Source organism: Paraburkholderia sp. Ac-20336 (genome assembly GCF_017105025.1).
Classification (GTDB): domain Bacteria; phylum Pseudomonadota; class Gammaproteobacteria; order Burkholderiales; family Burkholderiaceae; genus Paraburkholderia.
Genome location: NZ_JAAGPS010000109.1, coordinates 1 through 25,454, shown reverse-complemented (window position 1 = coordinate 25,454; position 25,454 = coordinate 1). Strand labels below are relative to the sequence as shown.

26 protein-coding genes are annotated in these 25,454 nt (G+C 65.2%); 11 read left to right on the top strand and 15 right to left on the bottom strand.

All coding sequences use genetic code 11. The annotated features are described in order from the left end of the window. The 6 genes from GXB81_RS24190 to GXB81_RS24165 all read right to left on the bottom strand — a co-directional run. On the bottom strand, positions 1–807 hold an 807-nt coding region (locus tag GXB81_RS24190; protein ID WP_205990527.1), incomplete at its 3' end, for an MFS transporter. Positions 808–990: 183 nt separating this feature from the next. Beyond that, the gene (locus GXB81_RS24185) at positions 991–1,554 is read right to left on the bottom strand and encodes a cysteine hydrolase (RefSeq protein ID WP_167049639.1); all 564 of its coding nucleotides are present in this window, start codon (positions 1,552–1,554) and stop codon (positions 991–993) included. Positions 1,555–1,605: 51 nt separating this feature from the next. Continuing rightward, positions 1,606–2,058: a MarR family transcriptional regulator gene (locus GXB81_RS24180; RefSeq protein WP_205990526.1), complete on the bottom strand. Its 453-nt coding sequence runs from the start codon at positions 2,056–2,058 to the stop codon at positions 1,606–1,608. Positions 2,059–2,228: 170 nt separating this feature from the next. Next, positions 2,229–2,876 (bottom strand): VTT domain-containing protein, encoded by a 648-nt coding sequence (locus tag GXB81_RS24175; RefSeq protein WP_167049635.1) that lies wholly within the window; start codon positions 2,874–2,876, stop codon positions 2,229–2,231. A 201-nt stretch (positions 2,877–3,077) separates the two neighbouring features. Continuing rightward, positions 3,078–4,139, bottom strand: a complete 1,062-nt coding sequence (locus GXB81_RS24170) for an alkene reductase (RefSeq protein WP_167049633.1) — start codon at positions 4,137–4,139, stop codon at positions 3,078–3,080. A gap of 84 nt (positions 4,140–4,223) precedes the next feature. Then, a complete protein-coding gene (locus GXB81_RS24165) occupies positions 4,224–4,526 on the bottom strand; it encodes a helix-turn-helix transcriptional regulator (protein ID WP_167049682.1) in 303 nt (100 codons plus the stop codon). 315 nt (positions 4,527–4,841) lie between these two features. Between GXB81_RS24165 and GXB81_RS24160 the strand changes: the two genes are divergently transcribed. After that, a complete protein-coding gene (locus tag GXB81_RS24160; protein ID WP_167049631.1) occupies positions 4,842–5,990 on the top strand; it encodes a hybrid sensor histidine kinase/response regulator in 1,149 nt (382 codons plus the stop codon). Between the two features lie 95 nt (positions 5,991–6,085). Here the strand turns inward: GXB81_RS24160 and GXB81_RS24155 are convergent, their stop codons facing one another. The 4 genes from GXB81_RS24155 to GXB81_RS24140 all read right to left on the bottom strand — a co-directional run bounded on the left by GXB81_RS24155 (position 6,086) and on the right by GXB81_RS24140 (position 14,252). Beyond that, positions 6,086–8,683, bottom strand: coding sequence for a hybrid sensor histidine kinase/response regulator (locus GXB81_RS24155; RefSeq protein ID WP_205990525.1), 2,598 nt, complete (start codon positions 8,681–8,683; stop codon positions 6,086–6,088). Between the two features lie 16 nt (positions 8,684–8,699). Further along, positions 8,700–9,935 carry a hypothetical protein gene (locus GXB81_RS24150; protein ID WP_205990524.1) on the bottom strand — a complete coding sequence of 412 codons (1,236 nt, stop codon included), beginning with the start codon at positions 9,933–9,935 and terminating at the stop codon, positions 8,700–8,702. A gap of 366 nt (positions 9,936–10,301) precedes the next feature. Next, entirely contained in the window at positions 10,302–11,645 is a 1,344-nt protein-coding gene (locus GXB81_RS24145) for a phospholipase A (protein WP_346777817.1), read from the bottom strand. A gap of 603 nt (positions 11,646–12,248) precedes the next feature. Then, a complete protein-coding gene (locus tag GXB81_RS24140) occupies positions 12,249–14,252 on the bottom strand; it encodes a bifunctional DedA family/phosphatase PAP2 family protein (RefSeq protein ID WP_205990523.1) in 2,004 nt (667 codons plus the stop codon). Between the two features lie 195 nt (positions 14,253–14,447). Here GXB81_RS24140 and GXB81_RS24135 point away from each other — a divergent pair, with 195 nt between their 5' ends. Continuing rightward, positions 14,448–14,804 carry a hypothetical protein gene (locus tag GXB81_RS24135; RefSeq protein WP_167049623.1) on the top strand — a complete coding sequence of 119 codons (357 nt, stop codon included), beginning with the start codon at positions 14,448–14,450 and terminating at the stop codon, positions 14,802–14,804. Positions 14,805–14,838: 34 nt separating this feature from the next. On the opposite strand, the gene GXB81_RS24130 is transcribed toward GXB81_RS24135, so the two are convergent. Then, on the bottom strand, positions 14,839–15,072 hold the full coding sequence (locus GXB81_RS24130) for a hypothetical protein (RefSeq protein ID WP_167049621.1): 234 nt from the start codon (positions 15,070–15,072) through the stop codon (positions 14,839–14,841). A gap of 101 nt (positions 15,073–15,173) precedes the next feature. After that, positions 15,174–15,644: an Lrp/AsnC family transcriptional regulator gene (locus GXB81_RS24125; RefSeq protein WP_167049619.1), complete on the bottom strand. Its 471-nt coding sequence runs from the start codon at positions 15,642–15,644 to the stop codon at positions 15,174–15,176. A 155-nt stretch (positions 15,645–15,799) separates the two neighbouring features. On the opposite strand from GXB81_RS24125, the gene GXB81_RS24120 reads away from it, so the two are divergent. After that, positions 15,800–16,444: a LysE family translocator gene (locus GXB81_RS24120; RefSeq protein WP_205990522.1), complete on the top strand. Its 645-nt coding sequence runs from the start codon at positions 15,800–15,802 to the stop codon at positions 16,442–16,444. Between the two features lie 70 nt (positions 16,445–16,514). On the opposite strand, the gene GXB81_RS24115 is transcribed toward GXB81_RS24120, so the two are convergent. After that, positions 16,515–16,688 carry a DUF1289 domain-containing protein gene (locus GXB81_RS24115; protein ID WP_167049616.1) on the bottom strand — a complete coding sequence of 58 codons (174 nt, stop codon included), beginning with the start codon at positions 16,686–16,688 and terminating at the stop codon, positions 16,515–16,517. Between the two features lie 173 nt (positions 16,689–16,861). Here GXB81_RS24115 and GXB81_RS24110 point away from each other — a divergent pair, with 173 nt between their 5' ends. After that, complete coding sequence (locus GXB81_RS24110) at positions 16,862–17,188, top strand: YnfA family protein (protein ID WP_167049679.1); 327 nt, start codon at positions 16,862–16,864, stop codon at positions 17,186–17,188. Positions 17,189–17,304: 116 nt separating this feature from the next. On the opposite strand, the gene GXB81_RS24105 is transcribed toward GXB81_RS24110, so the two are convergent. Next, positions 17,305–17,814 carry a DUF1993 domain-containing protein gene (locus tag GXB81_RS24105; RefSeq protein ID WP_167049615.1) on the bottom strand — a complete coding sequence of 170 codons (510 nt, stop codon included), beginning with the start codon at positions 17,812–17,814 and terminating at the stop codon, positions 17,305–17,307. 322 nt (positions 17,815–18,136) lie between these two features. Here GXB81_RS24105 and GXB81_RS24100 point away from each other — a divergent pair, with 322 nt between their 5' ends. The 6 genes from GXB81_RS24100 (at position 18,137) to GXB81_RS24075 (ending at position 23,814) form a co-directional block, all read left to right on the top strand. Further along, on the top strand, positions 18,137–19,696 hold the full coding sequence (locus GXB81_RS24100) for a S53 family peptidase (protein ID WP_205990521.1): 1,560 nt from the start codon (positions 18,137–18,139) through the stop codon (positions 19,694–19,696). A gap of 229 nt (positions 19,697–19,925) precedes the next feature. Next, a complete protein-coding gene (locus tag GXB81_RS24095) occupies positions 19,926–21,593 on the top strand; it encodes a peptidase S1 (protein ID WP_205990520.1) in 1,668 nt (555 codons plus the stop codon). A gap of 238 nt (positions 21,594–21,831) precedes the next feature. After that, positions 21,832–22,524: a hypothetical protein gene (locus GXB81_RS24090; RefSeq protein ID WP_167049609.1), complete on the top strand. Its 693-nt coding sequence runs from the start codon at positions 21,832–21,834 to the stop codon at positions 22,522–22,524. A gap of 165 nt (positions 22,525–22,689) precedes the next feature. After that, positions 22,690–23,040, top strand: coding sequence for a hypothetical protein (locus GXB81_RS24085; RefSeq protein WP_167285086.1), 351 nt, complete (start codon positions 22,690–22,692; stop codon positions 23,038–23,040). Between the two features lie 343 nt (positions 23,041–23,383). Further along, entirely contained in the window at positions 23,384–23,542 is a 159-nt protein-coding gene (locus tag GXB81_RS24080) for a hypothetical protein (RefSeq protein WP_167285087.1), read from the top strand. Between the two features lie 5 nt (positions 23,543–23,547). Further along, positions 23,548–23,814: an RNA-binding protein gene (locus GXB81_RS24075; protein WP_167049603.1), complete on the top strand. Its 267-nt coding sequence runs from the start codon at positions 23,548–23,550 to the stop codon at positions 23,812–23,814. 135 nt (positions 23,815–23,949) lie between these two features. Here GXB81_RS24075 and nadE read toward each other — a convergent pair whose 3' ends face one another. After that, a complete protein-coding gene (gene nadE / locus GXB81_RS24070; protein WP_167049601.1) occupies positions 23,950–24,810 on the bottom strand; it encodes an ammonia-dependent NAD(+) synthetase in 861 nt (286 codons plus the stop codon). A 48-nt stretch (positions 24,811–24,858) separates the two neighbouring features. Here nadE and GXB81_RS24065 point away from each other — a divergent pair, with 48 nt between their 5' ends. Then, positions 24,859–25,041 (top strand): hypothetical protein, encoded by a 183-nt coding sequence (locus GXB81_RS24065; protein ID WP_167049599.1) that lies wholly within the window; start codon positions 24,859–24,861, stop codon positions 25,039–25,041. The last annotated feature ends 413 nt before the right edge of the window (positions 25,042–25,454 follow it).

Below are 25,454 nucleotides of genomic sequence, written 5' to 3'. Positions count from 1 at the left end.
GACGATCGCCATCGTCGAGCTGAGCACGCCGTACTCGCCCGCGCCCGCATGAAACGCGGTGACCGCCATCGTCGAGATGAAGATCGGGAAGTTCAGGCCGAAGGTGCCGATCAGGAACAGCATCAGCAGCGCCGCCTTCAGATCGGGGCGCTTCCAGACGTATTTGAAGCCTTCGACGAAGCTGCCGCGCGTGCGCACCGCGAGCGGCTTGCTGTGCAGTTCGTGCAGACGCAGCATGCGCAGCGCGCCGAGCACGGCGACGAACGACAGCGCGTTGATCAGGAACACCCAGCCGGTGCCGACCGAGGCGATCAGCAGGCCCGCGACGGCCGGCCCGATCATGCGCGCGGCGTTGAACGAGGTCGAGTTGAGCCCGACCGCATTGGCGAGATCGGCCTCGCCGACCAGGTCGGAGACGAAGGTTTGACGCGCGGGGGAATCGAAGGCGGTCACGCAGCCGAGCAGTCCCGCGAACAGATAGACCTGCCACAACTGCGCGAGCCCGGTCACGGTGAGCAGACCGAGCACGAGCGCCAGCGTGCCCATCGCCGCCTGGGTCGCGAACAGCAGCTTGCGGCGGTCGAAGTGATCGGCCGCATAGCCGGTGAGCGGCAGCAACAGCATCTGCGGGCCGAACTGCAGCGACATGACGATGCCGACCGCCGTCGCGTTGTGATGCGTGAGTTCGGTGAGCACGAGCCAGTCCTGCGCCGTGCGCTGCATCCACGTGCCGATGTTCGAGACGATGGCGCCGCTCGCCCAGACGCGGTAGTTGAAATTGCGCAGCGAACGGAACGTGGAGCTCACGGCAAGGTTTCCTTGGCGCCGGATGGTGGGCGCGCATGCGTGCATACATGTGAGCCATGAACGGCCGCCGCTGACGGCTGTTCATGGCACGGGCTCATGGCGCCCGCTTACGACTCCTGCTTACGGCACCTGCTCGATGACCTGCCCGGAGACACGCTCGATGACCCGCTCGATGAAGCCCGCTCAGGCGCGTGAGCTTTCGAGCAGGGCGAGCACTTCCTGCGTCGTGCCGGTTTCGCCGAGGCGCGGGAAGATGCGCGTGATGCTGTTGACGTGCGCGTCGGCGTTGAGGTCGGTCATTGCGTCGACGACGAGCGTCACGTTCAGGCCGAGTTCGCTCGCGAAGCGCGCGGTCGATTCGACGCCGATGCTGGTCGCGATGCCGGTGAGCACCACCTGCGTGACGCCCTGGCCGTCCAGATACGCGGCGAGGTCCGTGTTCGTGAACGCGCCCCAGGTGCGCTTGGTCACGACGTGGTCCGACGGCTGCTGCTTCAGCTCGGGCAGCAGGTCCGCGAAACCGGCCGGGAAATCGCCGGGGGGACGGCCCTGTTCGGTGCGCCCCGGGGCGCCGGCCGTGACGTTCACGAGCACGACGGGCAGGCCGTGGCGGCGGAACGCGTCGAGCAGCGTGACCGAACGCTCGACGATTTCGCCAGCCGGATGCGCGGTGGGCAGCGCGACGACGCCGCGCTGCAGATCGACGACGACCAGTGCGGTTCTGGCGTCGAGAGTGGTGAGTGCCATGGAGTGCTCCTGCGAGTGGCGAATAGGGTGAGCGCGAATGCGGGTCGCGCGTTATGAATCGACGAGGCGTTTGAGCAGATCGACGCCCGTCGCGAGTTGTTGCTGCTCGGCCGGCGAGAAGTGCGTCTGTATCGTGCGATACAGCCAGTCTTCGCGCGCCGCGCGGCTTGCCTTGACCTTCCTGCGAAAACTCGGCGTGAGCGAGAGAACCGTCTGCCGCCCGTCGTTGGGATCGGGCGTGCCGCTCACGAGCCCGGCGGCTTTCAGCGCCGCGAGCGTTTCCCCCATCGACTGCGGACGCATGCCGTGCGCACGCGCGAGCGCGCTGACGGTCGCCGGGCCTTCGCGTTCGAGCTGCGTCAGCACCTGTACCTGCGACGGCGTGAAGTCGCCCACGTGGGCTTCTTCGCGCAGACGCCGGCGCAGCTTGCTGTTCAGCACGCGCAGGTCTTCGGCCAGCGCATGCAGCGCTTCCGGTGTTACCGGCGAGAGGGGAGTGCTCATGCGGCGAGATGAGGTGAAGGTTAACTATGAAGGTTACCTTCACATCTTGTTCGGGTCAAGCCAGCGGCGATGAGCATGACCCGGCCGGCGAGTCTCATGGCGACGCGAGCGGGAGACTTCAGCAAGCAACATCAGCAAGCAACATCAGCAAGCAACATCAGCAAGCAACATCAGCGGGCACGTGCGCGGCGGCCGAGAAAACGCCAGAGCGCGCCGCCGGCCAGCATGGCGGCGCCGAGCACGATGCCGAGCAGCACCAGCGTGCTCAGATGCTCGTGGACCACCGGCACGTTGCCGAACAGATAGCCGGCCGCGATCAGCGAGACGACCCATAGCGCGGCGCCGGCGGTGACATAGGTCGCGAAGCGCGCGAAGGTCATGTGCGAGACGCCGGCGGCGAATGGCGCGAACGTGCGCACCACGGCGATGTACGGCGACAGCAGGAAGGTCAGGCGGCCGCGCGCTTCGCTGAACGCGTGCGCGCGTTGCAGCGCGGCGCGGTTCAGCCATGCGTAGTTCGAGGTATAGACCCTCTCGCCGACCGCGCGGCCCAGCCCATAGCCGACGATGCTGCCGCCCACCGTCGCGACGAATAGCACGGGCGCGACGATCCAGACGTTGAGCGCGCCGGTGGCCGCCAGCGCGCCGCAGATGAAAATCAGCGGATCGCCGGGCAGGAAGAACAGCGGCAGAAAACCGTACTCGACGAATACGACGACGAACAGCAGCGCATAGACCGCGGAGCCGAATTGCAGGATCAGCGTGCTCAGGTGCTGGTCGAGGTGCAGCGCGATCTGCAAGGCGTTCATCAGGTTCATCGGCGGCAGCGGCGAGGTAGGTGGCGGGATGCCACGAGTGTAGCCTCGCGCGCGGCCATGTTGGGGTGGGCGCGTTGGGGGGCGCGTGTTGCCGGCGCAAAAAAACGGCGGGCGTGACCGAAGCGATCTCCGGTCACGCCTGCCATACGGGTTTGACGGCAGCGGCGGTCGGCCCGCGCTGCCGCTGATGCCACCTGCTGCTTACTGCACTTCTTCCAGCGTCGGATAGTCGGTATAGCCGACTTCGCCGCGCGCGTAGAACGTGGCCGGATTCGGCTTGTTCAGCGGCGCGTCGGTCTCGAAGCGGCGCACGAGGTCCGGGTTCGCGATAAACAGCTGACCCCACGCCACCGCATCCGCTTCACCGGCGTCGAGCACCTGCTGCGCGGTTTCTTTCGTGAACTTTTCGTTCGCGATGTACGGGCCGCCGAATGCCTTCTTCAATTGCGGGCCGAGGCGGTCCTCGCCGAGCGCTTCGCGCGCGGCGATGAACGCGATCTTGCGCTTGCCGAGTTCGCGCGCGACATAGCCGAACGTCGCGGCCGGGTCCGAATCACCCATCGTGTGCGAATCGCGGCGCGGTGCCAGATGCACGCCGACGCGGTTTGCGCCCCACACGCCGATGCACGCGTCGGTGATTTCGAGCAGCAGCCGCGCGCGGTTTTCGATCGGGCCGCCGTAAGCGTCGGTGCGCTTGTTGGTGCTGTCCTGCAGGAACTGGTCGAGCAGATAGCCGTTCGCGCCATGTATTTCGACGCCGTCGAAGCCGGCGGCCTTGGCGTTTTCAGCGCCCTTGCGGAACGCTTCGACCACGCCGGCGATTTCGTCGAGTTCGAGCGCGCGCGGCGTCACGAACGGACGCTCGGGGCGCACGAGGCTCACGTGGCCGCCGGCCGCGATCGCGCTCGGCGCGACCGGCAGTTCGCCGTTCAGGAACACCGGGTCCGAAATGCGGCCGACGTGCCACAGCTGCAGGAAGATCTTGCCGCCCGCATCGTGCACGGCCTGCGTGACGAGCTTCCAGCCTTCGACCTGTTCCTGCGACCAGATGCCCGGCGTTTCCGCGTAGCCGACGCCCTGCGGCGTCACCGAGGTCGCTTCGCTGAGGATCAGGCCGGCGCTCGCGCGCTCGGCGTAGTGGCGCGCCATCAGCGCGTTCGGCACGCGGATTTCCTCGGCGCGCTGACGCGTGAGCGGCGCCATGATGATGCGGTTCGACAGCGTAAGGTCGCCAATTTGCAGCGGATCGAAAAGAGTCGGCATGAGAGTTCACCTTTGGCGGCGGGCCGGGCCCGGCGCCTTGAAAGACTGCGTGAAAAAGGAAGCGCGGCGATGCGAATACGCTGCTCAGAGCTGCGCGTTCATGTGTTCGAGGAACGCCTGAATGACGGGCTCGTTGCGCTTGAAAAACACCCATTGGCCGACCCGTTTCGACGTGACGAGCCCCGCGCGCTGCAGCGCGGCGAGGTGCGCCGACACGGTGGACTGCGACAGTCCGCAACGTTCGTCGATCATGCCCGCGCACACGCCGTGCTCGAGCGGGAACTCCTGATCGGCGAAATGCACGCCCGGCTCGCGCAGCCAGCCGAGAATCTCCCGGCGGACCGGATTGGCCAGCGCTTTGTGGATCGCGTCGAAATCGGGCGTCATCTGGATCGTTTTCAAGCTGATTCGACAACCGGCACACGGAACGCCGAAGGGCGCCCGCGCGATTGCATCGCTACAGGACGAATTATATATCGTAATTCGACGATATGCATGAAGCCACTACTGCCAATGGGGATGCCCAAGGGCCAACGGGCGGCGGCCCCTGGTGCCATTGCACCAGGCATCGATGCGCCTCGCATAGAGGGGCGATTCGCACGGCACGCATGGGTTCACGCCGCGCCGCCGCTTTGTATATGATCCTCGCGGGGACACCTGTTCAATAATCGGCGGCAACAACCGCTATTCGTTGGGAAAGCAATGAGTGACACGACGCAGCCACCGTTTTCCGTTCTGTTCGTCGACGACGAGGAGATGTCGCGCAACCATTTCTCCCGTGCGATTCGTGCCGATTACTGCGTGCACGTCGCGCAGAGCGCGGACGAGGCGATCGAGCTGCTCGGCACGCACGGCGCCGAGATCGCCGTGCTCGTGACCGACTACCGGATGCCGGGCCGCGACGGCGACGACCTGCTGCGCCAGGTCGCGCAGGAGTATCCGCAGATCATCCGCATCCTCGTGACCGCCTATGCGGACAAGGACATGCTGCTGCAAACGGTCAATACCGGCGACGTCTTCCGCATTCTCGAAAAGCCGCTGCGCACGGAGAAGGTGCGCGAGGTGCTGCAACTGGCGATCGCGCGCTACGCGGAACGCGAAACGCGGCAACAGCGTCTGCTCGCGATGGACGAAACGCTGGCCTTCCTCGCCCATGAACTGAACACGCCGCTCGCGGCGATTTCGCTGTTCGCGCGCTCGGTCGAGAACGACGTCGCCGAGCAGTACGATCCCGACCGGCAGAAGGAGATCGGCGACGCGGCGCGCTCGATGCTCGACAACGCGCAGTATTGCCTCACGCTGATCTCGTCGTTCTGGGCGACCGTGCACAAGAGCGGCGGCCAGCCGTCGGCCTCGGAAACGGGCGGGCGCGAGATCAAGGCGACCCGGCTGATCGCGTCGCTGCTCGACACCTACCCGTTCGTCGGCACGCAGCGCGACTGGATTCGGGTCGACGTGCAGGGCGATTTCGTCGTGCGCGCGATGCCCAATTGCGTCGCGCTCGTGCTGTCGTCGCTGATGTCGAATGCGTTGCGCGCGCTCGGCGACACGGCCGCACCGTCGCTGTGGCTCGAAGTGGTCGAGAATCCGGAGCCCGAGATCCGCCTGCGCGACAACGGCCCCGGGATCGCGCCCGAGGTCAAGGCGCGGCTGCTGCAGGACCCGGTGACGACCTATGCCGGAGCCGGCGGGCATGGCATGGGGATGATCTTCTGCAATCGCATCATGCAGTCGTTCGGCGGGCGGCTCGGCGTCGAATCGACGGTCGGAGAGGGCACCACGGTCACGATGGGCTTTCCGAACCTCGGCTTTGCCAGCCTGACGAGCCGTGCCGAGGGCGCGGGCGATTGAAATGAGCAGGGGGTGTGCCGGGTTGAGCTGGGCACAACCCGGCAACGCTACGCACGCGTCACGCACCATCACGCGCCGCTCACCCTCGGGCACGCTCAATCGCTCATCGCATCGCGATGATCGTGCCGCGCGTTCGCCGCTGCATGGTGGCGCTGCAGCGCATCGGCCGAACGCGTGCTCAGCACGCGGATTTGCGCGAGCCAGTCGGCTTCGAGCGGCCACTCGCCCGCGATCACGCGCGGATATATCTGCCGCGCATAACCATGCAGCGCCTTTGCGCCGATGTTGCCGCTGACGCCGAGCAGCGCATGCAAGGCCACGTGCGTCGCCTTGAGGTCGACGGCCGCGGTGCTCGCCACGAGCTGCGTCACGAGCGTGCGGATCTGCTCGATACCGTTGATGAAAGATTCGTCGAGCAGATCGAGCGCGGCCAGTTCTTCGAGATGTTCCTCGTCGAGCAGGTTGTCTTCGGGCACGGCCGCAAGCGGGCTCGCGGGAGTGATTGATGCATCTGGCATCGTCGGCGCGAGCGGCGCGTCCGCGGGTTCCGTCTGCGTGGCGGCGGCGAGGCTCGCCGCCGCTTGCGCGGCGCCTTGACCATGCGTGCCGAACTGGCGCGCGAGACATGCATAGAGCGCGCCGGCCTGCACCGGTTTGATCATCACTTCGTTCATGCCGGCTGCGAGACAGGCCTGGATCGATTCGGAGTCGGAATGGCTCGTGAGCGCGATGACCGGCACCGTGGCGTAGGCGTCGGTACGCGCGCGGATCGCCTTCGTCGTGTCGATGCCGCTCATGCCCGGCATGTTCATGTCCATCAGGATCGCGTCGATAAAGCCGTCTTCCTGCAGGCGCGTCAGCACGGCCTGGCCGTGTTCGGCCTCGACCACGCTCGCGCCGCAGCGCTCCAGATAGGCCTTCGCGACGAGCCGGCTGTAGGTGTCGTCGTCGGCGACGAGGATTGAGCGGCCGATCAGGCCGTCGGGCCGCAGCCCCGCATCGTGCCGCGTGCCGTTCTCGAACAGCGCCTGCAGCGCGGTGATCAGTTCCTGCACGCTCGACGTCTTGCTGATGATCTCGTCCATGCCGGCGCGGCGCGAGCGCAGGCGCACCGCGTTGCCGGGCTCGGCGGTATAGGCCGCGATCAGCACGTTGCGGTTCGGACATTCGCGCTCGGCGCGAATCCGCTCGGTCGTCGCATAGCCGTCCAGGCCCGGCATGCTGATGTCCATCAGCACGAGGTCGTAGGGCGACGCGCGGCGCAGCGTGGCGAGCGCGACTTCGCCGCTTTGCGCCTCGCTCACGTAGGCACCGGCCTTGGTCAGCACGCGGCGGGTGCGGGCACGCAGCGTGTTGTCGTCGTCGACGACGAGCACGCGCTTGCCGCGGAACACCGGCATCGCGCGCTCGAAGATCCGCCGCTCGTGGTCCGCGACTTCCTCGGCCGACACGGCCGGAAAGCTCAGCGTGAACTCGGTGAACTTGCCGACTTCCGACTGGCATTCGATGTTGCCGCCGAACGCGCGCATCGCGCGCTGGCAGTAGGCGAGCCCGAGCCCCGTGCCGCCCGAATTGCCGGCCGTGCGAAACGGCTCGAACAGATGCGGAATAAGCTCGGCGGCGATGCCCGCGCCAGTGTCGCGCACGATCACCTTATTGCGCTCGACGATCAGCGTGAGCGTGGCCTGCGGATACGGGGCAATGTGATAGAGCGAGTTCTTGATCAGGTTGAACAGCGTGAACAGATAGACCGTTTCGTCGACCTTGAAGATGAAGTCCTTCCTGACGGCGATGCTGATTTTCGCGCGCTCGTTGTCGTTGTCGAAGCCGTATTCCTCGAGCGCCTTGCGCGTGGTGGCCGCCGCGTGCAGGTAGCTCAGGCTGTCGGAGCGGATCGATTTCGCGCTGACTTCGTCGAGCGTCATCGCGATGATGCGCAGGCCGCGCTCGATCGACAGCTGCCCCTGGGCGAGATGGTTGTACAGCACGGACGCCCGGCCGTGCGTGAGCGTCGTCGCTTCGCCGGGCTCGGTCACGGCGGGCAGCGCTTCCTGGACGCGGTCGAGCACATGGCGCAGCTGGCTCAGCGGATTGCGCATTTCATGCGCGATGGAGCCCGCGAGCGCCTGCAGCGCGCGATTCTTTTCGACGAAGATGCGCCCCTTGCTGATGGCGTGGCTGAACGCCATGCTGCACAGCACGACCACCGGCAGCAGTGCGATATTCGATTTGTCTTCGGCGCTGAGCACGACCGGGTGCGGCGCGCTGAGCACCGCGGCGAAGCCGCCGGAGAACACGCCGATGCCGATGCAGGCCATCAGCAGCAGCGGATTGTCGATGCACAAGGCCAGAATGAAGATCATCATGACCTCGGTCATCATCCACATCGTGGAGAAATCGTTTCTGACCGTCAGAAACGTGCAGACGAACGGCAGCACGTAGATCAGGCAGCAATGCCAGTAGATCAGCAGATAGTGGTTGTCGCGCTTCGGCCAGCGCGACTGGAACAGCAGCGGAATGCACACGGCCGCCGCGCTGAGCCGCAGCATCAGGTTGTCGTAGGGCTGCGGAAGGATGTAGGTCCAGACGACGTAATAGATGGGGTGGCACAGGAGGCCGAGTGCGCCTCCCCACCGGATCGCAAACCTGCTTCTTTCGAGCATATCCCGCATCGTTTCGCGTGATATCGCCATCAGGCCTCCGTTCACGTTACGACCCCATCAACTCATGCGTATTGAATCGATGCGCATCCAGTCCCTCGAGGCTGACCGGCGCGCCGTTCTTGCCGTGGAACGGACCGACCGAAAAGCCGTTTTTCTTGAGGAGACTGTGAGTATAAGAGACGGACCACACGGGCGGGCTGCCAATGATGAAATCGGAGGCGATACCTTCCTGCCAGGCCGAATAGCCTTCGGCGAAGCAGGTGTAGCAGTCGCGCGTGGACGGCAGCCGGAACGGGAATGCGGTATCGAGTCCGGCCGGGCCGCGGGCGAAGCATTCGATATAGAGCGTATGGCCGCGCGAAGCGAGTTCGGCCTCGACGCTCGCCGCGCGCGGATGCGAGTCGTCGATCCAGAACTGCGCGCGCTTGAGATCGGCGGCGGTGAGGTAGGGGACGCTCGTGCTGCTCGCGAGAATCGCGCCATCGAAGGCGGGCAGTTGCGTATCGGGGCTGAACGTATGCACCGAGACCTTCGACTTGCCGAGCAGGTCCGACGCGAGCAGTTCTCTCGCCTGGTCGATCAGCAGGTTCATCTTGTCCGGCAGGTCGATCAGGATCAGTTCGCGCGGCGCGTCCTTGTAGAGCAGGTACTTGGCGACCGTCGTACCGAGCCGGCCGGCCGCGCCGAACAGCGCGAGCTTCGTCTTGCCGAATTCGAGGTCGAGCTGGTCGCAGCAGTGCATCGCCCAGTCCTTGAGCATCGCGGCGGTGGCCGCGTGGCCGGTCGTGATGTGAGGCGGCTTGATCGGGCGCGGCAGCGCGCCGTAATTGCACGCGTACGGCGTCGAGGCGCCCATCGCGATCATGCCGAGTCCCGCTTCCCGGGCGAGTTCGAGTGCCGGAAAAAATTGCGTTTCGCGGAAACGCTTGATGCCGCGCGGACTGCCCAGCCACATTTCGAGCGGCACCGGGCACGCGATATTGGCGCCGATCACCTGTGAGCCCGAATAGATCGGCGAGGCGATAAAGGGCTTGGTATTCCAGAGTTCCTCTTCGAACGATTCGCTCCGGGGACGAACGTTGTGAAAAGAAAATGAAAGCGTTTCCCAGTCGGTGGCGTGAAACAGAAAGCCGACGCCGCCTTGGCGGCCCGGCAGATTGTCCCGGATCTGTTCCGGGTGAATTTCGTTCTTGAGGATCAGCGGTGCACTATTTCGATGCACGACTAACCCGGCTTGCCCGTTGGAAATGGTCGACACGTCTTTAAGGAGAGCAGTTTTCATTGGTTTTTCCTTGGAGTTTGAATGTACGCTGGCGAATCAGCGCGGCGTGGCCAGCCCGGATTGACCGGCGACCCTTCAACTCTAGAGAAATCCGCGGCAGTGTGCCCGTCTGTTCGTGCACACAGGATTCACAAGCTACTTAATTATTGACGTGCCCCGGAAGATTGCAATTCGCTTTGGGCGAACTTCGGTCGGGCTGAATGAGCTTCAAGTGAGCTTCTGGTGAGCTTCCGGTCGGGCTTGAGTTGGGATCGGGGAAGAACCCGGGAGAACTTTCGATCAGCTTCCGGCACGAGGTGGCGCCGTTATCGACGAAAGAAAAGGGCCGCGTGCGGCCCTTCGTCTGCATGGCTGAACAACGCCGGCTTAGCGCGTAATGCTATAGCCGATGCGCGCAATCCAGCGGTGCTGATTGTAGTCGAGAATGTCTTCTCCGTATCCTGTGAAGAACCCGACCCACAGGAAGCCACCCCAGCGGTTATTGATGAGCTTCGCCAATGGATAGGTGAACTGCGTATCGATACTGCCTTTGCCGCCCTTCATGCCTTTGCGAAGCGTCGTCGCGATTTGCCAGCTGTCGGTGCTGCCGTATTTGAGCAGCAGGTCCATATAGCCGCGATAGTCGGTGATGTCGTGGTTCTCGCCGGCAATATGGGCGTAGTAGTAGACCTTCGGCGCCACGGTCAGATGGTTGCCGTTGAGGTCGCCGAAATCCCAGATCGGCTTGACGAAGAAGATGTCGATGCCGCGCGATTCGGGACCGTCGCGTCCATTCGACTCGTGTTCGTAGCCGGCCATCAGCCCCATCTTGCTCCACCACTTGCTCTTCCAGCCCGTGTCTTCGAGGTAATAGAACAGCGCCGGCATATAGCTCGTGTCGCGGAATGGCGCGGAGTACGCGCCGAGATCCCACAGCGAAGTTTGCGTATAGCCGAAATAAAGATTGTCGGCGAAGCCTCGCGAGCGCGGATCGTCCGGCGTGACGAGGCGGAACTTGAAGCTCAGCTGGAATTTCGCGAGGTTCTCGCCATTCGAGCCGTCGGCGAAATACATGGGCTCGTAGGCGGAGAAGCGGCTGAGGAAGCTGTTGATTTCGGGCACCGGCGCGGCGGGGCGCGCCGGCGCCGGCGACGATGCGATCAGGCTGGTTTGGGATGGTTCGCTCTTCGAAACGCTTGCCGCAGCGTCCGGCGTACCGTCAGCCGACGCGAGCGCCGTGCCCCTGCCGCGCGGCGCTCGCGTGAGCAGGACGAACGAGGGCGACACGTCGAGATCGGGCACGTCGATCTTCATCGCGCCGCGCGCCCATTCGGGCCACGCGCCGACATAGCGGACCGCCTTGAGTTCTCCCGCGGCGAGCTTCAGATGATCGGGCGCGCCGCTTTCGCGCGCGAGCGCCAGCGGCCTCGGTATCACGTCCGGATTGCTGAGCGAGATATTCAGTTGTGCCGGAACGTCGACCTCGGTGCCGTTGGGTGCGTCGCCGGAATAGACGATCGTGACTTCGAGCGGACTATTCGCGAGCGCTTCTCGCGGCGGACGCAATACCGAAACGCCGGCAACGCTATAAGCGGAGTAGCCGGCGCCGAACATCAGCAGGCTGATGCAAAGAGATAGCCTGGGAGTGAGTCTGGAAATACGCGAGCGGTGGCTGCCGAGTACTGCGGATTTGCGGTCTTTCTTCATGCTGGACGTCAATCGATTCCGCACACGGGACTCCTATTGATCTACGAATTCAGGTCGCTTCGAGACGATAACGTCAAAGTGTGCAATTGGGCAAAAAAATAGGGTGGGTATCTGTGGAATCAGTTTGATTTTTTCTCACTATATTGTGAATTGCGCGAGTGAATAAGAATGGGCCATGCGGTGGAAAGAGCCGGGTGGAAACGATGGAATGGGAGAAAGCGCGGGACAGCAGCGATAATGGTTTCTCACTGCTTTTCATTGCGTCTTTTCGTTGCATTTGTGCAACGGAGATTCGCGTGACATATGTCGCATGCGGCTGTCGGTTTGCAATCGGTACGCGCGAATCGCGGCACGAGTCATTCCCCGTATGGCAATTACCGCGTAATTCGCTTTCTGGTTTTTTCGCGGTCATTCATTGCGCGATCAATTGCGGCAAATGACTTGCGGTTAATGACTTGTGGCAAATCGTGCCGATCGTGATCGATCGGAAAAGCCCATGCTGAGGTCACCGATTGCAATACGCGAATTTCCAATGGCGCTCGGGCGCCGACATGTTTTTCCGTTCGTCTACGCACGGCATATCGTCTATGCGCCGCATATGACGCAACAGCCGCTTTGTCCGTGAACTCAATTTCCCGGCGAAACGAGCAGCGACGCCGGCACGCCGTGACATGCCACTTCCGCGAGAACCGTCGCACCGAGCGCCGCGCCCGATTTCGCGCTTGCCGCGAGCGCGGTCGTGTCCTTGTCGATGCGCAGAATGTTGAGCGGCCACGATGGCCGCGACAGCCGTTCGTGCGCCAAAGCGCCGACCCACAGCGGCGCGGCCGAGGTGCCGTTGTCGACCGCATAGCCGCTCGGCCAGAAGCGCAGCACGTAGCGTTCCTCGCGCGACTCGCCCGGCCGCATGAACACCAGCGACGACGGCACGCCGTTGTCGAGCTTCGGCAAGACCGGCAGCGCCACCGCCGCGACGTCGGCCGAGGCAAGCGAGAGCAGGCTGCGCGCCGATACGTCGGTGCCCTCGATCCAGCCCTGCGCGCGCAGCCGGTCGCGTATCGTGGCGGGCTCCGACACCCATTGCAGCGTGAACGGCTCCTTGCGGTCGCCACCCATGTCGGAGCGAAAACAGGGCAGCCGCTTCCATTCGGACATCCGCCATGCCGCCTCGGTGAGCCGCACGGGCGGCGGCCGCGGCGTGCTGTCGGGCGGCGTGGGCGCCTCGACGCCGAGTTGCGCGGCCACACTGAACGCCACGACCGCGAGCATGACGAGCGGCATCAAGCGGCGTTGCGGCGGCGGCTGCGGATGCCGCCAGATCGCCGTCAGCGCGACGATCGCGACCCAGCCGCAGGCGAGCGCCGCGCCGCCGATCGCATCCGACACCCAGTAGCGGCCGAAGTACACGCCCGCGAACGCGACGACGATCACGGCGAGCGTGCTCGCGCCCGCGACCAGCACGCCCTCGATCTTGCCGACCCGGCGCGCGAGCAGAAACGCGAGAAAGCCGTAGACGATCACCGTCGCTGCGACGTGATTGCTCGGAAACACGTAGTGGCTCGTCATCAGCTCGTTGGGCGGCGCGCGGCGCATCGCCAGTTGCAGGCCGAGAATCAGCAGCTGCGAAAACGCGACCGCCGCGAGCCAGTAGCCGATCGTGCGCCAGCGCCGCTCCCATAGCATCCACAGCGCGACCGTGACGATCAGCGCGCTCAGCGTGATGCCGCTGCCGAGCGTCGCGAGATGGGCCAGCACCGTGTCGCCCCAGGGCGTGCGCACCGATTGCAGGAAGCGATAGACCGACAGATCGACGGTGGTCAGCGGATCGCCGCTGACGACATCGCCAAGGACACCGAAGAAAAGCACGCCAGCCGCGAGCACGAGCAGCGAGGTCACGACGATGCTGGTCGCGTCCGGCGCATCGGGATCGAGCATGCGGCGCGCGGCGCGGCCGAGCGGCCCGGGATGGCGGCAGGCCCAGTTGCCGAGATGGCGGCCCGCCGCGCTCGACCACGCGTTCGCGTGCGAGACGAGAAAGCTCGCACCGCGAAAGCTGAGCCAGACGATGCATACGAGCATCGCGATGATGACGACGAGCCGGAACGACACCGCGCCGGCGAGCAGCACCGACGCGCCGAACACGACGCCCGGCAGGATATGCGCCGGCGCCCACAGCAGCGCCGAGAGCACGTTGATCGCGTAGAAGCGCAGCGGGCTCATGTCCATCATGCCGGCGACGACCGGCACGATCGCGCGCAACGGGCCGATGAAGCGCGCGAGCACGACGCTTTTCGAGCCCTGTTTGAGAAAGAAGCGCTGGCCCGCGACAAGCAGCTCGGGGTGCCGGCTCAGCGGCCACATCTGGGCGATGTGCTCCTTGTAGCGGCTGCCGAGCCAGAAGCTCATGCCGTCGCCGGCGACCGCGCCGAGGATCGCCCAGACGAATACCCAGGCGAGGCTCAGCGCGCCGGTGCCGGTTAGCGCGCCGGCGAGGAACATCGCGGTGCTGCCGGGGACGAACGTGCCGATCACGGCGATCGCTTCGAGAAAAGCCGCCAGGAACACGACCGCGAGCATCCACGCCGAGTGGCCGGCAAGCAGATGCAAAAGGTGGATGTAGGCGTGCTCCATCGTGCTGCGTCGTGCTCCCGCGCGTGCGCGCTCGGCCGGTCTGCTGTTACGACCGATCATAACGCGCGCGGGCACGCTCCGTGCGGGTGCAGCGCCGCTGCACGCGTTGGGCGGCGGGCTCAGAATAGGAGGGGAGCGTGCGGCGCTATCGGCGTCGTGCCGTGGGGTCGATGAAATCGAAGCCAGGGGTGAGTCATGAGAAGCGGAACAGGTGGGATCGCGCGAGCGGTGATGGTTGCGGTGGTGCTGATGGCGGGAACCGCGGAGGTGGGATGGGCCCAGCAGTTGGGCAACCCGGGCGGCGGCGCGCAATCCGGCGAATCGGGCGGGAGCAGCGGCACGGGGCACGGCGCGGCCGGCATGGGCCTCGGCACGGGTGTCGGCGGCGGCCCGGCGCCGGGCGTGGGAACGTCGCCGGGCACGGCGTACGGCACCGGTTCAGCCGGCGCCGGCCCCGTGCTCAACGACATGCGCGCCAACGGCACGGCCCTCTATATGAACCCCGATCCACGCGCGCCGAACGTGAGCGGCAGGGCGGCGCCGCTCAGATAGCGTCGCGCGGGGCGCCGGGCCGGCTGGCTCCGGCTCAACGATTGCCGTCGAGCAGATCGCCGAGCATTTCGTCGAAGGCGGCTTGCGCGTCTTCGAGTTCCTGCAAGGCGGCGTCGAACGTTTGCAGGGCAAACTGCGAGGGTTTGCCGGCGCCGGCCGGCGGGAATTGTGTCTGCAGCGACGCAAACGCCGTCTGCACCCGCTTTGTCGCGGTCAGCACGCGTTCCATCGCGGCGGTTTCTTCAGCTCGCGCCTTGTCGTGATCCATGAAAACTCCGGTTCGTCGGGTTGCATCGGAGCGGCTCGCGCCGCTTCGCAAGAGGGCTTCAAAGGCGTGACTATGCCACGTTCGCGTTGATGAAAGCGGCATCAGGAAAGCGGCAGGCCGCCATACGGCTTCACCTCGCGCAACGATAACGACGACTCCACCGAGGTCACGCCCGGCAGACTGCGCAACTCGTCGCGCATGAACGCGCCGTAGTCGTCGAGATCGCGCGCGACGACCTGCAGGATGTAATCGGCGCTGCCCGACACGTTGTGGCACGACAGGATGCGCGGGATCGCCTGCACCTCGCGCTCGAAGCGCGTCGCGGTCGCGCGGTCGTGCACCGCGAAGCGCACGTAGACGAACGCGACCACGCCAAGGCCGAGCGCGGCGCGCGACAGCATCGCGCGGTAATGATCGATATAGCCGTCGTTTTCGAGGCGTTTCAGACGCCGCGCGCACGGCGTTTCGCTGAGGCCGACCGTTTCGGCGAGCCGCGCATTCGGCATGCGGCCGTCGTTTTGCAGCGCGGCGAGGATGGCGCGGTCGGTTTTGTCGAGATCGGCGGCGGGCATGGTTTCGGGGTATCGGCGAGGGGTGGGGGAAAGCTTGGTAAAGTGAACAAATATTAGCGCATTCCGCTTCAAATGAAGGTTTGGGATTGGCAATTCGCCAGCAAACACTCTGCCGCCGATAGCAAGATAGAGCCTCTAAAAACAAGGAGGCTTCCATGATTTCCGCTCACCTGCTGGCCGTGTATATCGCGGCGTTGTTCGTCGTTTATGCGGTGCCCGGGCCGGACATGGCGCTGATTCTGCAAACCAGCATCGCGCGCGGCGTGCGCAGCGGCTTCGCGGCGGCGGCCGGGCTCGGACTTTCGCGCGCCACGCACGTGACGCTCTCGGCATGCGGGATGGCCGCGCTGTTGCGCAACGCGCCGTGGCTGTACGACGCGGTGCGCTACGTCGGCGCGGTTTATCTTGCGTGGGTCGGGATTCAGATTTTCCGCTCGCCGGGCTTCGCTCTGCCCGACGAGGGGCGTGCTGCCGTGGCGTCCAATGCCGCTGCGGCGCGTCCGTTGCGGACCGCGTTCATCAAAGGCTTGCTGACGAATCTGCTGAACCCGAAGGCGCTGCTGTTCTGTTCGGTCCTGCTGCCGCAATTCGTACGGCCGGAGGCGGGGCTGGTCGCGCTGCAGATGATCGAACTCGGCGTCGTGCTGCTCGTGACCGGCGCATGCTTCGACGCGCTATATGCGACCGGCGCCGCGCGCATCGCCAGCTGGATGCGCGCTCATCCGCTCGCGCAGACCTTGCAGCGCTGGACGTTCTCGGCTGCGCTGATCGGATTTGCGCTGCGGCTTTCGCTCGATTGAGGCGGTGTCGCGAGGGCGGCGGGGCAGCGAAGCGAAGACGCCGATGCCCCGCGGCGCCGTTCACTGTCGCTCACTTCTTCAGCTTGCGCTCGCGCCGCGGCTGGTCCTCGATAATCTTCCTGCGATGCTTGTCCTTCATCTTCTTCCAGGTTTTGCATTCGTCGCGTGTGCGCATGCAGCCGATGCAAAAGCCGGTTTTGTCGTCGAACTTGCAGATGTCGATGCAGGGTGACTCGATGCTCATAACCGATAGCCGTCAGGGTTGAGGTAGCGCGACTGTCGCATGCGCCATGTTCGCGGCGCCAAGTGATTGTGTTAATAAAGCCGATAGCGGCGCGGGCCGTCTTACTTGTCCGCGCTTCACGGATACCCCGCCGCGCCGCGCGCGGCGACACAATGGCTTGCTTCCCTTCATCGATGAAAACCTTCCTGCTGTATGTCGTGACCGCCGTCGCCGAAATTCTCGGCTGCTATCTGCCGTGGCGCTGGCTCAAGGAGGACGGCTCCGCGTGGCTGTTGCTGCCCGGCGCGCTGAGCCTCGCGCTGTTCGCATGGCTGCTGACGCTGCACGGCACCGCCGCGGGCCGTGTGTATGCGGCTTACGGCGGTGTCTACGTGACGGTGGCGATTGCGTGGCTGTGGGGCGTGGACAAGGTGCGGCCCACGCTCTGGGATGCGGCGGGCGTCGCGCTGACGCTCGCCGGCATGGCGGTGATTGCGTTCCAGCCGCGCATCCACGCATAGCGCCTCGCTGCATAGGCCGCCGGCGCGCGGCGCGGCTTGGCTGGGGTGGTCTCGCGCCGGTCCGCTGCTGCTCCGATGCCGACCGGCTTCAGGCGGGGACCCGGCGGCCCGCCTCCTTATTGCATCGTACCCAGATAATCGAGCTTGCCGAGTTCGACGCCGTTGTGGCGCAAGATGTCGTACGCGGTCGTCACGTGGAAATAGAAGTTCGGCAGCACGAAGCCGAACAGATACGACATGCCCGTGAATTCGAGCGGGCCCACCCGCATTTTCAGCGTGATGGCGCGCGTTTCGGAACCGTCGATCTGCGCGGCGTTGAACTCCTTCAGATAATCGATCGTCTTTTGAAGGCGGGCCTGCAATTCGTCGAACGTCTGCTCCACGTCTTCGAATTTCGGCGGCTCGACGCCGGCCAGCCGCGCGGCGCAACCCTTCGCGGTGTCGCTCACGATATAGACCTGACGCACGAGCGGCAGCATGTCCGGCGCGAGCCGGGCGTTCGTGAACACCGAGGGCTCGATCTGCTTCGCGGCCGCGTGCGCCTCGGCTTTGCCGAGGATGGCTTGCAGGTTCGTGAGACCGCGAATCAGCACAGGCAATGATGCTTGATACATCGAAATTGACATGGGTTCCTCTGATTTTCTCGATCGTGCGCGCGGGCCGGCGCGCGAGGCAACAATGAAGTGGCTGGAATGCCGCTGAAGCATCATAGCGCGCCGCACGTGCGATGCACATTAGCCATTCGGCCAACTGCCGCGCGCGCCGGAACTGTGCTCGAATGCCCGGGTCGGACGGTTGAACGAAGTCCTCGAACAGCAACTTGCCGCCGCGGCGTGAAACGAGGCCAGGCGGCAAGGCGGCGCGCGCGCAGGCGCGTGGCGTGCTGAGGTGCAACCGGGCCGTGCGCGCACCGTGCGGGCCCGCCACGCTAACAGGAGAGTCGACACCATGGTCAACAGGCACCCATTGCCGGGCAGCGAGCGCACGGTCGAGCAAGGCGTAAAGGTCGTCGGTCAATGCGATCCGACGGAGCGGATCGAGGTTTTCGTGATGCTGCGCCGCCGCCGGCAGGCGCAGTTCGATGCGCTGATGAGCCGGATCGAGGCCGGCGACCCGAGCGTCAAACCGCTTTCGCGTGAAGCGCTCGCGCAAGACTACGGCGCCGCGCCGGACGATATCGCGAAGGTCGGGGCGTTCGCGGCCGCGCATGGTCTGACGGTTGTGCGTGAGGACCCGGCGGCGCGTCTCGTCCTGCTGAGCGGCACGATCGCGCAGTTCCAGAGCGCGTTCGAGGTCGCACTCGCGCATTATCAGCATCACACGGCCGGGCAGTTTCGCGGCCGCACCGGCACGATCAGCGTGCCGGACGATCTGCACGGCGTCGTCGAGGCGGTGCTCGGGCTCGACAACCGGCCACAGGCGCGGCCGCACTTCCGCATCCGGCCGCCGTTCGTGCCGGCGCGCGCGCATCAGGCGTCGTTCACGCCGCTGCAGCTCGCCTCGCTCTACCAGTTTCCACAAGGCGATGGCGACGGCCAGTGTGTCGGCATCATCGAACTCGGCGGCGGCTATAACACGTCCGATCTCACGGCGTATTTTTCGAGCCTCGGCGTGGCCTCGCCCAACGTGACAGCGGTCGGCGTCGATCAAGGCGGCAATCGGCCGAGCGGCGACCCGAACGGGCCCGACGGAGAGGTCACGCTCGACATCGAGATCGTCGGCGCGATCGTGCCGCGCTCGACCATCGCCGTGTACTTCACGCAGAACAGCGACGCCGGTTTTATCGACGCGGTGAGCCGCGCGGTGCACGACACGGCCAATAAGCCCTCGGTGATTTCGATCAGTTGGGGCGCGCCCGAGTCGGTCTGGACCAGCCAGTCGATGCAGGCGTTCAACAGCGTGCTGCAGTCGGCGGCGGCGCTCGGCGTGACGATCTGCGCGGCGTCGGGCGACAGCGGTTCGAGCGATGGCTCGGGCGGCGGCGATCAGGTCGACTTCCCTGCATCGAGCCCGTACGTGCTCGCGTGCGGCGGCACGCAGCTCACCGCGTCGGGCTCGTCGATCACGCGCGAGGTGGTGTGGAACGACGGCGAACAGGGCGGCGCGAGCGGCGGCGGAGTGAGCCAGGCGTTTGCGGTGCCGGTGTGGCAGAAGGGCTTGTCGGTGACGTCGCCGGGCGGCGGCAGCGTGGCGCTCGGCGGGCGCGGCGTGCCGGACGTCGCGGGCGATGCGTCGCCCGTCACCGGCTACAGCGTGCTGATCGACGGCACGCAGACGGTGATCGGCGGCACGAGCGCGGTCGCGCCGCTATGGGCGGCGCTGATCGCGCGGATCAACGCGGCGAACGGGCAGCCGGCCGGTTTTGTCAACGCGAAGCTCTACAAGGCGCCGGGCGTCTGCAACGACATCACGCAGGGCAACAACGGCAGCTTCGCGGCATCGGTGGGCTGGGACGCCTGCACGGGACTGGGCAGTCCGATTGGCCAGAAGGTGGCGGCCGCACTATAGTCAACAGGCTGGCGGCGACAGTCGGCAACGGTTCGCGATACGTGGCGGACCGCCGGTAGAGGACGTGAAGCGAGGAAGTGAAGCCGGCAAATGAAGCGCGGAAGTGAAGAAGCGCGGATGTACACCGAGGATACAAGGCGAATACGCGAAACAAGGACGCGAAACGAAGACGTATGGCGAGGACGTAAAGCGAAGACGCGGCACGTTAAATCGAACCCATGGAGCGATCATGACGAACACAGAGTCTGCTTCCGGTAGTCAGCATCCGTCGCACAACGCATCCACCGAGGCCACGGCGGCTGCGGTCACCACCAGCGAGCCGCACAAGGCCAAGTCCGGCGATCAGCCGTTCTTCGATCCGGTCGCCTACGGGAACGGGCCGGACGATTCGGTGACCGAGACGGCGGAGACCGCCGCGGTTACGCATCACGCGGTGACGATCGGCGGCAGGAAAATCAACTACACGGCGACGGCGGGGCATCTCGTGATCGTCGATCCGAGCAGCTCGCAGCCCGAAGCGCGGATGTTCTACGTCGCGTTCACGCAGGACAACCAGAAGGAAGAAACGCGGCCGGTCACGTTCTTTTATAACGGCGGACCGGGGTCGTCGTCGGTGTTCGTGCTGCTCGGCTCGTTCGCGCCGCGCCGCATCAAAACGTCGATGCCGAGCTTCACGCCGCCCGCGCCGTATGCGATGGAAGACAATCCGGACAGCCTGCTCGACAAAAGCGACCTCGTTTTCATCAATCCGGTCGGCACCGGCTATTCGGCGGCCATCGCGCCGAAGAAGAATCGCGACTTCTGGGGCGTCGATCAGGACGCGGATTCGCTCAAGCAGTTCATCAAGCGCTTTCTGACGAAGAACAACCGCTGGAATTCGCCGAAGTATCTGTTCGGCGAATCGTATGGCACGGCGCGTAGTTGCGTGCTCGCGTATCGCCTGCACGAGGACGGCGTCGATCTGAACGGCATCACGCTGCAATCGTCGATTCTCGACTATACGCAGGCCGGCAATCCGGTCGGCGCGTTGCCCACCGCGGCAGCGGACGCCTGGTATCACCGGAAGCTCGGCGTCGCGCCGCGCCCGACCGATCTCGGCGCGTTTGCCGAAGAGGTCGCGCAGTTCTCGCGCACCGACTATCTGGCCGCGTTGCGCAAGTTTCCGACCACCGATTCCGCGACCGTCGAAAAGCTCAGCGAATACACCGGCATCGACAAGACGACGCTGCTCGCGTGGAGCCTCGACATCGCGGGCTACGACAGCCGCGGCAATTCGCTGTTCCTGACCACGCTGCTCAAGGCGCAAGGTCTCGCGCTCGGCGAATACGACGGCCGCGTGACCGCGATCGAGACCGGCATTGCCGGCAAGATCGATCCGAACTCCGGCGGCAACGATCCGACCATGACCGCCGTGACCGGCGTCTACACGACGATGTGGAACGTGTACCTGAACGAGCAGTTGAAGTACACGTCGAATTCGTCGTTCACCGACCTCAACGACCAGGCGTTCAAGTACTGGGATTTCAGCCATATCGATCCGACCGGCGCGCAGAAGGGCGTCGACCCGAAGGGCAACATCATCCTGTACACGGCGGGCGACCTCGCGGCGGTGATGGCGCTCAATCCCGACCTGAAGGTGCTGTCGGCGAACGGCTTCTTCGACTTCGTGACGCCGTTCTATCAGACCGTGCTCGATCTCCAGCAGATGCCGCTGCTCAGCCAGCAGGTGCGGCAGAACCTGTCGGCGCGGTTCTATCCGTCGGGGCACATGGTCTATCTCGACGGCGGCTCGCGCACCGCGCTGAAGGCCGACCTCGCGCAGATGTACGAACAGACGCTCTCGAATGAACCGGCGCTCGGCCGGATTCGCGCGTTGCAGGCGCGGGTCGCGAAGTAGCGGCGGGGGCTGCCGCAGTGGGGCGTGTCGATTTTCGTCGTTGCTCGCCTCGCGCAGGAACTGCCATGAAACAGGGGCTTCCAGTCGGCCTGGCCGCCTGTTGCCGCGCACGTTAATGGGCTCATGATCCCGGCTCGCGTCGCAGGCGTGTGCCGGGCTTTTGTACCTAAGCATATTGAATATGTTTTAATTGCCCTGCGAATTGAACTACCGCGCGCCTCCGCCGGCGCGCCGACGAATGAATGCAGGTATGGCAGACACGCGTCGCAGCCGTTTTTTCCGCGACGTGACCCGCAGCAACGACGACGCTCGCGCGCCGCTACTCGCGCGCGCGAGCGGTGTTGTCCACCCCGCTCCGAAGGCTCGGCGCGCAGCGCGGCTGGGCGCGAGCTTTATCGTGGCGCTCTGCGCGCTGCATATCGGCGACGCCGCCGCGCAGGGCGGCACGATGCTCGATGAGCGCGTCACGCAGCAATCGATCGGTGAAACGATTTGCCGCGCCGGTTACGCGGATGCGGTCGCGCCGCCTTTCGACGAACTGATGGCGCACAAGGATCGCATGCTGGCCGCGCGCGGCATCGATGCAGACGACGGCGTCGCGTTCGCGCTCGACCGGCGTGTGCCGGTCGTGCTCGGCGGTTCGCCGGACGCGCCGGCCAATCTCGATCTTCGGCCGTGGGCCGGTCCGCAGGGCGAGCGTCGCAAGGCGCGCGCGGCGGTCATGCTCAAGCACTGCGTTTGCACGGGCCAACTGAGTCTCGCGCAGGCGCAGACGGCGATCGTCGGCAACTGGTCGGCGCTTTATTCGGGCTTCGGCCGGGCCTCATGCGACGTGAGCCGGCTCGACGTCGCGGCCGGCGACGCCAACGACGACGCAGGCGAAAACGACAGCGCCGACCGGCGCGGCGAGGCGCACGAACGCGCGCCCTGAGCGCAGGGTTCGAGGCCGCGCGTGCGCGTGGCCGACAGGCCGGATCGGTTTGCATCATCCGGTTGCGCGCGCTTTCGCGAGAATCGGCTGTGCGCACGTCCATGCGAGTTGCCCGTGCGAGCGACAGTTCGCGGTTCGCTATCCCCAATTTTTCGGAGAAACACCATGACCCATTCCCGTCTCGCCGCCGTGGCGCTCAGCATCGCCGGCCTGTGCGGCAGCGCCGCTGCTCTCGCCGCCGAGCCCGCTCATTGCGCGCGTGCCGACTCGCTCGTGATTCGCGGCGACGTGCCCGCGGCGATCAGCTTCGACGTGTACCGGCAACTGCATCCGCTGAGCGCGCAGCGCATCGCGTTGTTCCAGGCGGCCGGCCAGGTGAAGCCTCTGCCCGATGGCCTGCCGGTGTGCCAGATCGTCGACGACGGTGTCGACGATCCGTCCGCGGTGCTGGTCCGCCTGCCGAAAGGCAAGAATGCGTGGTGGGTGAACGCGACCAACGTGCAAGCGGCGGACTGATCGGCTCGATCAGCCCGCCTTTTGCGCACGTCCCCCGCGGGATGCCGTCCGCGACACGCTTTGCTTTGCGCCGTGGCGGTGCGTGTTTGCCGCAGCGAGTAGCAGCCGGTGGCAGCCAGTAGCCGTCGATAGCGGCCGATCTTGGGCTGAACCGTAGCAGTCGCGCCGGCCGGGCATGCACCGTGCTGAATCCGCCGATGTTTTTCTGTTGTTGGCGCGGCCGATTCAGGTACAGTGCATTGACGGCGACGTTTCACCGTTTCCCGCAGCACGGTTGCGCCGCGCTGCTGGTGTCGAAGATGGCAATCCTGACAACAGGACGAAATTCGCAGAGGAGATTTGAATGATGGCCTTCTATCTGTCCTTGTTCGCTTTGGCTGTCGCGGGCGCGGTCCTGATCCGCGAACTCGCCGCTGCTCGGGCGAAACAGCGCGCGGCGCTGCGGCCGGTGCGCGTCGAAAGCGCGGATCGCCGGACAGGTCGCCACGCGCGTCGAGGGTAGGCCACATGAACCTGACCGTGCGCAATATCGCCGAATCGTGCAGCGAGCAGGAAGTACGGGAGTTTCTGAAGCGCGAACTCGGGCATTACGCGAAAAACGTCGAAGTCGTGGACGCCGGCAAACCCGGCGCCTACGCAATGGTCGAACTGGACGCCAACGTGCCGTATGTCGGCGACGTGATCGCGCGGCAGATTCAGGGCAAGCATCTGGGCGGCCAGCCGCTCGAAGCGAGCGCCGATCTGTTCAGCGACGAACCGCCGCCCGAGCGCTAAGGGCGTCACCCGGTACCCCGATTCCCGGCGGGCTTCCTGGATAGCGTCGACGACGGCGGGGATGCGCGGCCAATCGCGCATCCCCGCCGTTTTCATTGCCGCGCATCAAGCGCCCCGCGCCTCAGCCGCCGGACGTTATTTCTCGTCGTGCCGCGTCGGCCAGTCGAACGGCGTATACGGCAGCGCCCGCTTGTGATGCGTCGCTTCGTAGAACCGCAGAATCACCGCGCGCGCCGCATCGCTGACCGGTTTGCCTTCGAGGAAGTCGTCGATCGCATCGTAGGGGATGCCGTAGGCGTCTTCGTCGGGGCGCAACGGACGCAGCATTTCGAGGTCGGCGGTCGGCACCTTGTGCGCGAGCGCCTCGGGCGCGCCGAGCGCTTGCGCCACCGCGCGCACGCGGCGCTTGTTGAGGCCCGCGAGCGGCAGCACGTCGGCGCCGCCGTCGCCGAATTTCGTGAAGAAGCCCATCAGCGATTCGGCCGCGTGGTCCGTGCCGATCACGACGCCGGCCCGTGCGCCGGCCACCGCGTATTGGGCGATCATGCGCTGGCGCGCCTTGATATTGCCGTGCACGAAATCCTGCTGCGCGCCGTCCTTGAATAACACGCCGCTTTTATCGAGCGATGCGAGTAGCGCATCGGCGGCGGGTTGGATATCGATGGTGAGATTTTCGTCGGCGCGAATGAAGCGTAATGCCTGCTGGGCATCGGCTTCGTCGCGCTGTATACCGTAAGGCAAACGTATTGCGACGAATTGCGCATTGTAATTATTCGCGCGCAAACGTTCGACCGCGAGTTGGGCGAGACGTCCGGCCGTTGTCGAATCGACTCCGCCGCTAATTCCCAGCACATAAGTTTTCAGGCCGCTGCTACGCAGATAGTTCGCGAGAAAATCGATCCGGCGCTCGATTTCATGCTGTGCGTCGAATTCCGCGGCAATGTGCATTTCGGCTGCAATGCTTGCCTGGCGGGCGGCTGGATCGTGTTGGACCATGATTGTTCTGACTCCTCGCGCAACGGTTAAGTATCGAGCCGCATCACGGTGGCCCGGAAAGGTTTTTTAGCGGATGAACCGGCCGATCGTTCCACGGTTTTATTTCAGGGATTCGATTTAAATCAGGTCATGGCGATTTTCCGCTTCACACACCGCTTGCCGAAATTTGTCAGCCGCTTCGCAGAATTCGAAAATCGGCTGTATTTTCATCGACATGCAGCCATGCGCTGAGTAATATCGTCGTTCCGCGCGCTGCGCTAAAGCGGCGGGCAATCAATAATAATCATGTTTGCTCTGATACGCGATAAACGACCGGGATTGGCCTGGCCAGCCTGAACTGGAACATGCGGCTTCCGTCCCGGTGGTGCGTCGACGCGAGATGATCGAGATGCCGTTTTCATACCGCACGCCAGGTGCGAGTCGTGTTGCGCATGCTGCTCGTCGCAGCCTGGCGCGCGCCGTTGGCGTGTTGGCGTGCGCAGGGACGTGTGTTGGGATGTGCGCGTTGCCGGCGCAGGCGGCGAGTGCGCCGGGTGCCGCAAGTGCGGCGCCGGGGCATGCGGTGTCGGCCGTGCCGGCAACGCCTGCGGTAGTGAAGGCGACAACGCCTGCCGCGAAGGCGCAACCCCCGGCGTCGCGAGTCA

Excerpts from the sequence above, each read along its gene's own strand:
- GXB81_RS24085 (WP_167285086.1), top strand. The coding sequence starts at position 22,690 with ATGACCCATTCCCGTCTCGCCGCCGTGGCGCTCAGCATCGCCGGCCTG.
- GXB81_RS24125 (WP_167049619.1), bottom strand. The coding sequence starts at position 15,644 with ATGCCCGCCGCCGATCTCGACAAAACCGACCGCGCCATCCTCGCCGCG.
- GXB81_RS24100 (WP_205990521.1), top strand. The coding sequence starts at position 18,137 with ATGGTCAACAGGCACCCATTGCCGGGCAGCGAGCGCACGGTCGAGCAA.
- GXB81_RS24095 (WP_205990520.1), top strand. The coding sequence starts at position 19,926 with ATGACGAACACAGAGTCTGCTTCCGGTAGTCAGCATCCGTCGCACAAC.
- GXB81_RS24150 (WP_205990524.1), bottom strand. The coding sequence starts at position 9,935 with ATGAAAACTGCTCTCCTTAAAGACGTGTCGACCATTTCCAACGGGCAA.
- GXB81_RS24170 (WP_167049633.1), bottom strand. The coding sequence starts at position 4,139 with ATGCCGACTCTTTTCGATCCGCTGCAAATTGGCGACCTTACGCTGTCG.
- GXB81_RS24105 (WP_167049615.1), bottom strand. The coding sequence starts at position 17,814 with ATGTCAATTTCGATGTATCAAGCATCATTGCCTGTGCTGATTCGCGGT.
- GXB81_RS24090 (WP_167049609.1), top strand. The coding sequence starts at position 21,832 with ATGAATGCAGGTATGGCAGACACGCGTCGCAGCCGTTTTTTCCGCGAC.
- GXB81_RS24140 (WP_205990523.1), bottom strand. The coding sequence starts at position 14,252 with ATGGAGCACGCCTACATCCACCTTTTGCATCTGCTTGCCGGCCACTCG.
- GXB81_RS24180 (WP_205990526.1), bottom strand. The coding sequence starts at position 2,058 with ATGAGCACTCCCCTCTCGCCGGTAACACCGGAAGCGCTGCATGCGCTG.
- GXB81_RS24135 (WP_167049623.1), top strand. The coding sequence starts at position 14,448 with ATGAGAAGCGGAACAGGTGGGATCGCGCGAGCGGTGATGGTTGCGGTG.
- GXB81_RS24155 (WP_205990525.1), bottom strand. The coding sequence starts at position 8,683 with ATGGCGATATCACGCGAAACGATGCGGGATATGCTCGAAAGAAGCAGG.
- GXB81_RS24165 (WP_167049682.1), bottom strand. The coding sequence starts at position 4,526 with ATGACGCCCGATTTCGACGCGATCCACAAAGCGCTGGCCAATCCGGTC.
- GXB81_RS24075 (WP_167049603.1), top strand. The coding sequence starts at position 23,548 with ATGAACCTGACCGTGCGCAATATCGCCGAATCGTGCAGCGAGCAGGAA.
- GXB81_RS24160 (WP_167049631.1), top strand. The coding sequence starts at position 4,842 with ATGAGTGACACGACGCAGCCACCGTTTTCCGTTCTGTTCGTCGACGAC.
- GXB81_RS24175 (WP_167049635.1), bottom strand. The coding sequence starts at position 2,876 with ATGAACCTGATGAACGCCTTGCAGATCGCGCTGCACCTCGACCAGCAC.
- GXB81_RS24080 (WP_167285087.1), top strand. The coding sequence starts at position 23,384 with ATGATGGCCTTCTATCTGTCCTTGTTCGCTTTGGCTGTCGCGGGCGCG.
- nadE (WP_167049601.1), bottom strand. The coding sequence starts at position 24,810 with ATGGTCCAACACGATCCAGCCGCCCGCCAGGCAAGCATTGCAGCCGAA.
- GXB81_RS24120 (WP_205990522.1), top strand. The coding sequence starts at position 15,800 with ATGATTTCCGCTCACCTGCTGGCCGTGTATATCGCGGCGTTGTTCGTC.
- GXB81_RS24130 (WP_167049621.1), bottom strand. The coding sequence starts at position 15,072 with ATGGATCACGACAAGGCGCGAGCTGAAGAAACCGCCGCGATGGAACGC.
- GXB81_RS24115 (WP_167049616.1), bottom strand. The coding sequence starts at position 16,688 with ATGAGCATCGAGTCACCCTGCATCGACATCTGCAAGTTCGACGACAAA.
- GXB81_RS24110 (WP_167049679.1), top strand. The coding sequence starts at position 16,862 with ATGAAAACCTTCCTGCTGTATGTCGTGACCGCCGTCGCCGAAATTCTC.
- GXB81_RS24185 (WP_167049639.1), bottom strand. The coding sequence starts at position 1,554 with ATGGCACTCACCACTCTCGACGCCAGAACCGCACTGGTCGTCGTCGAT.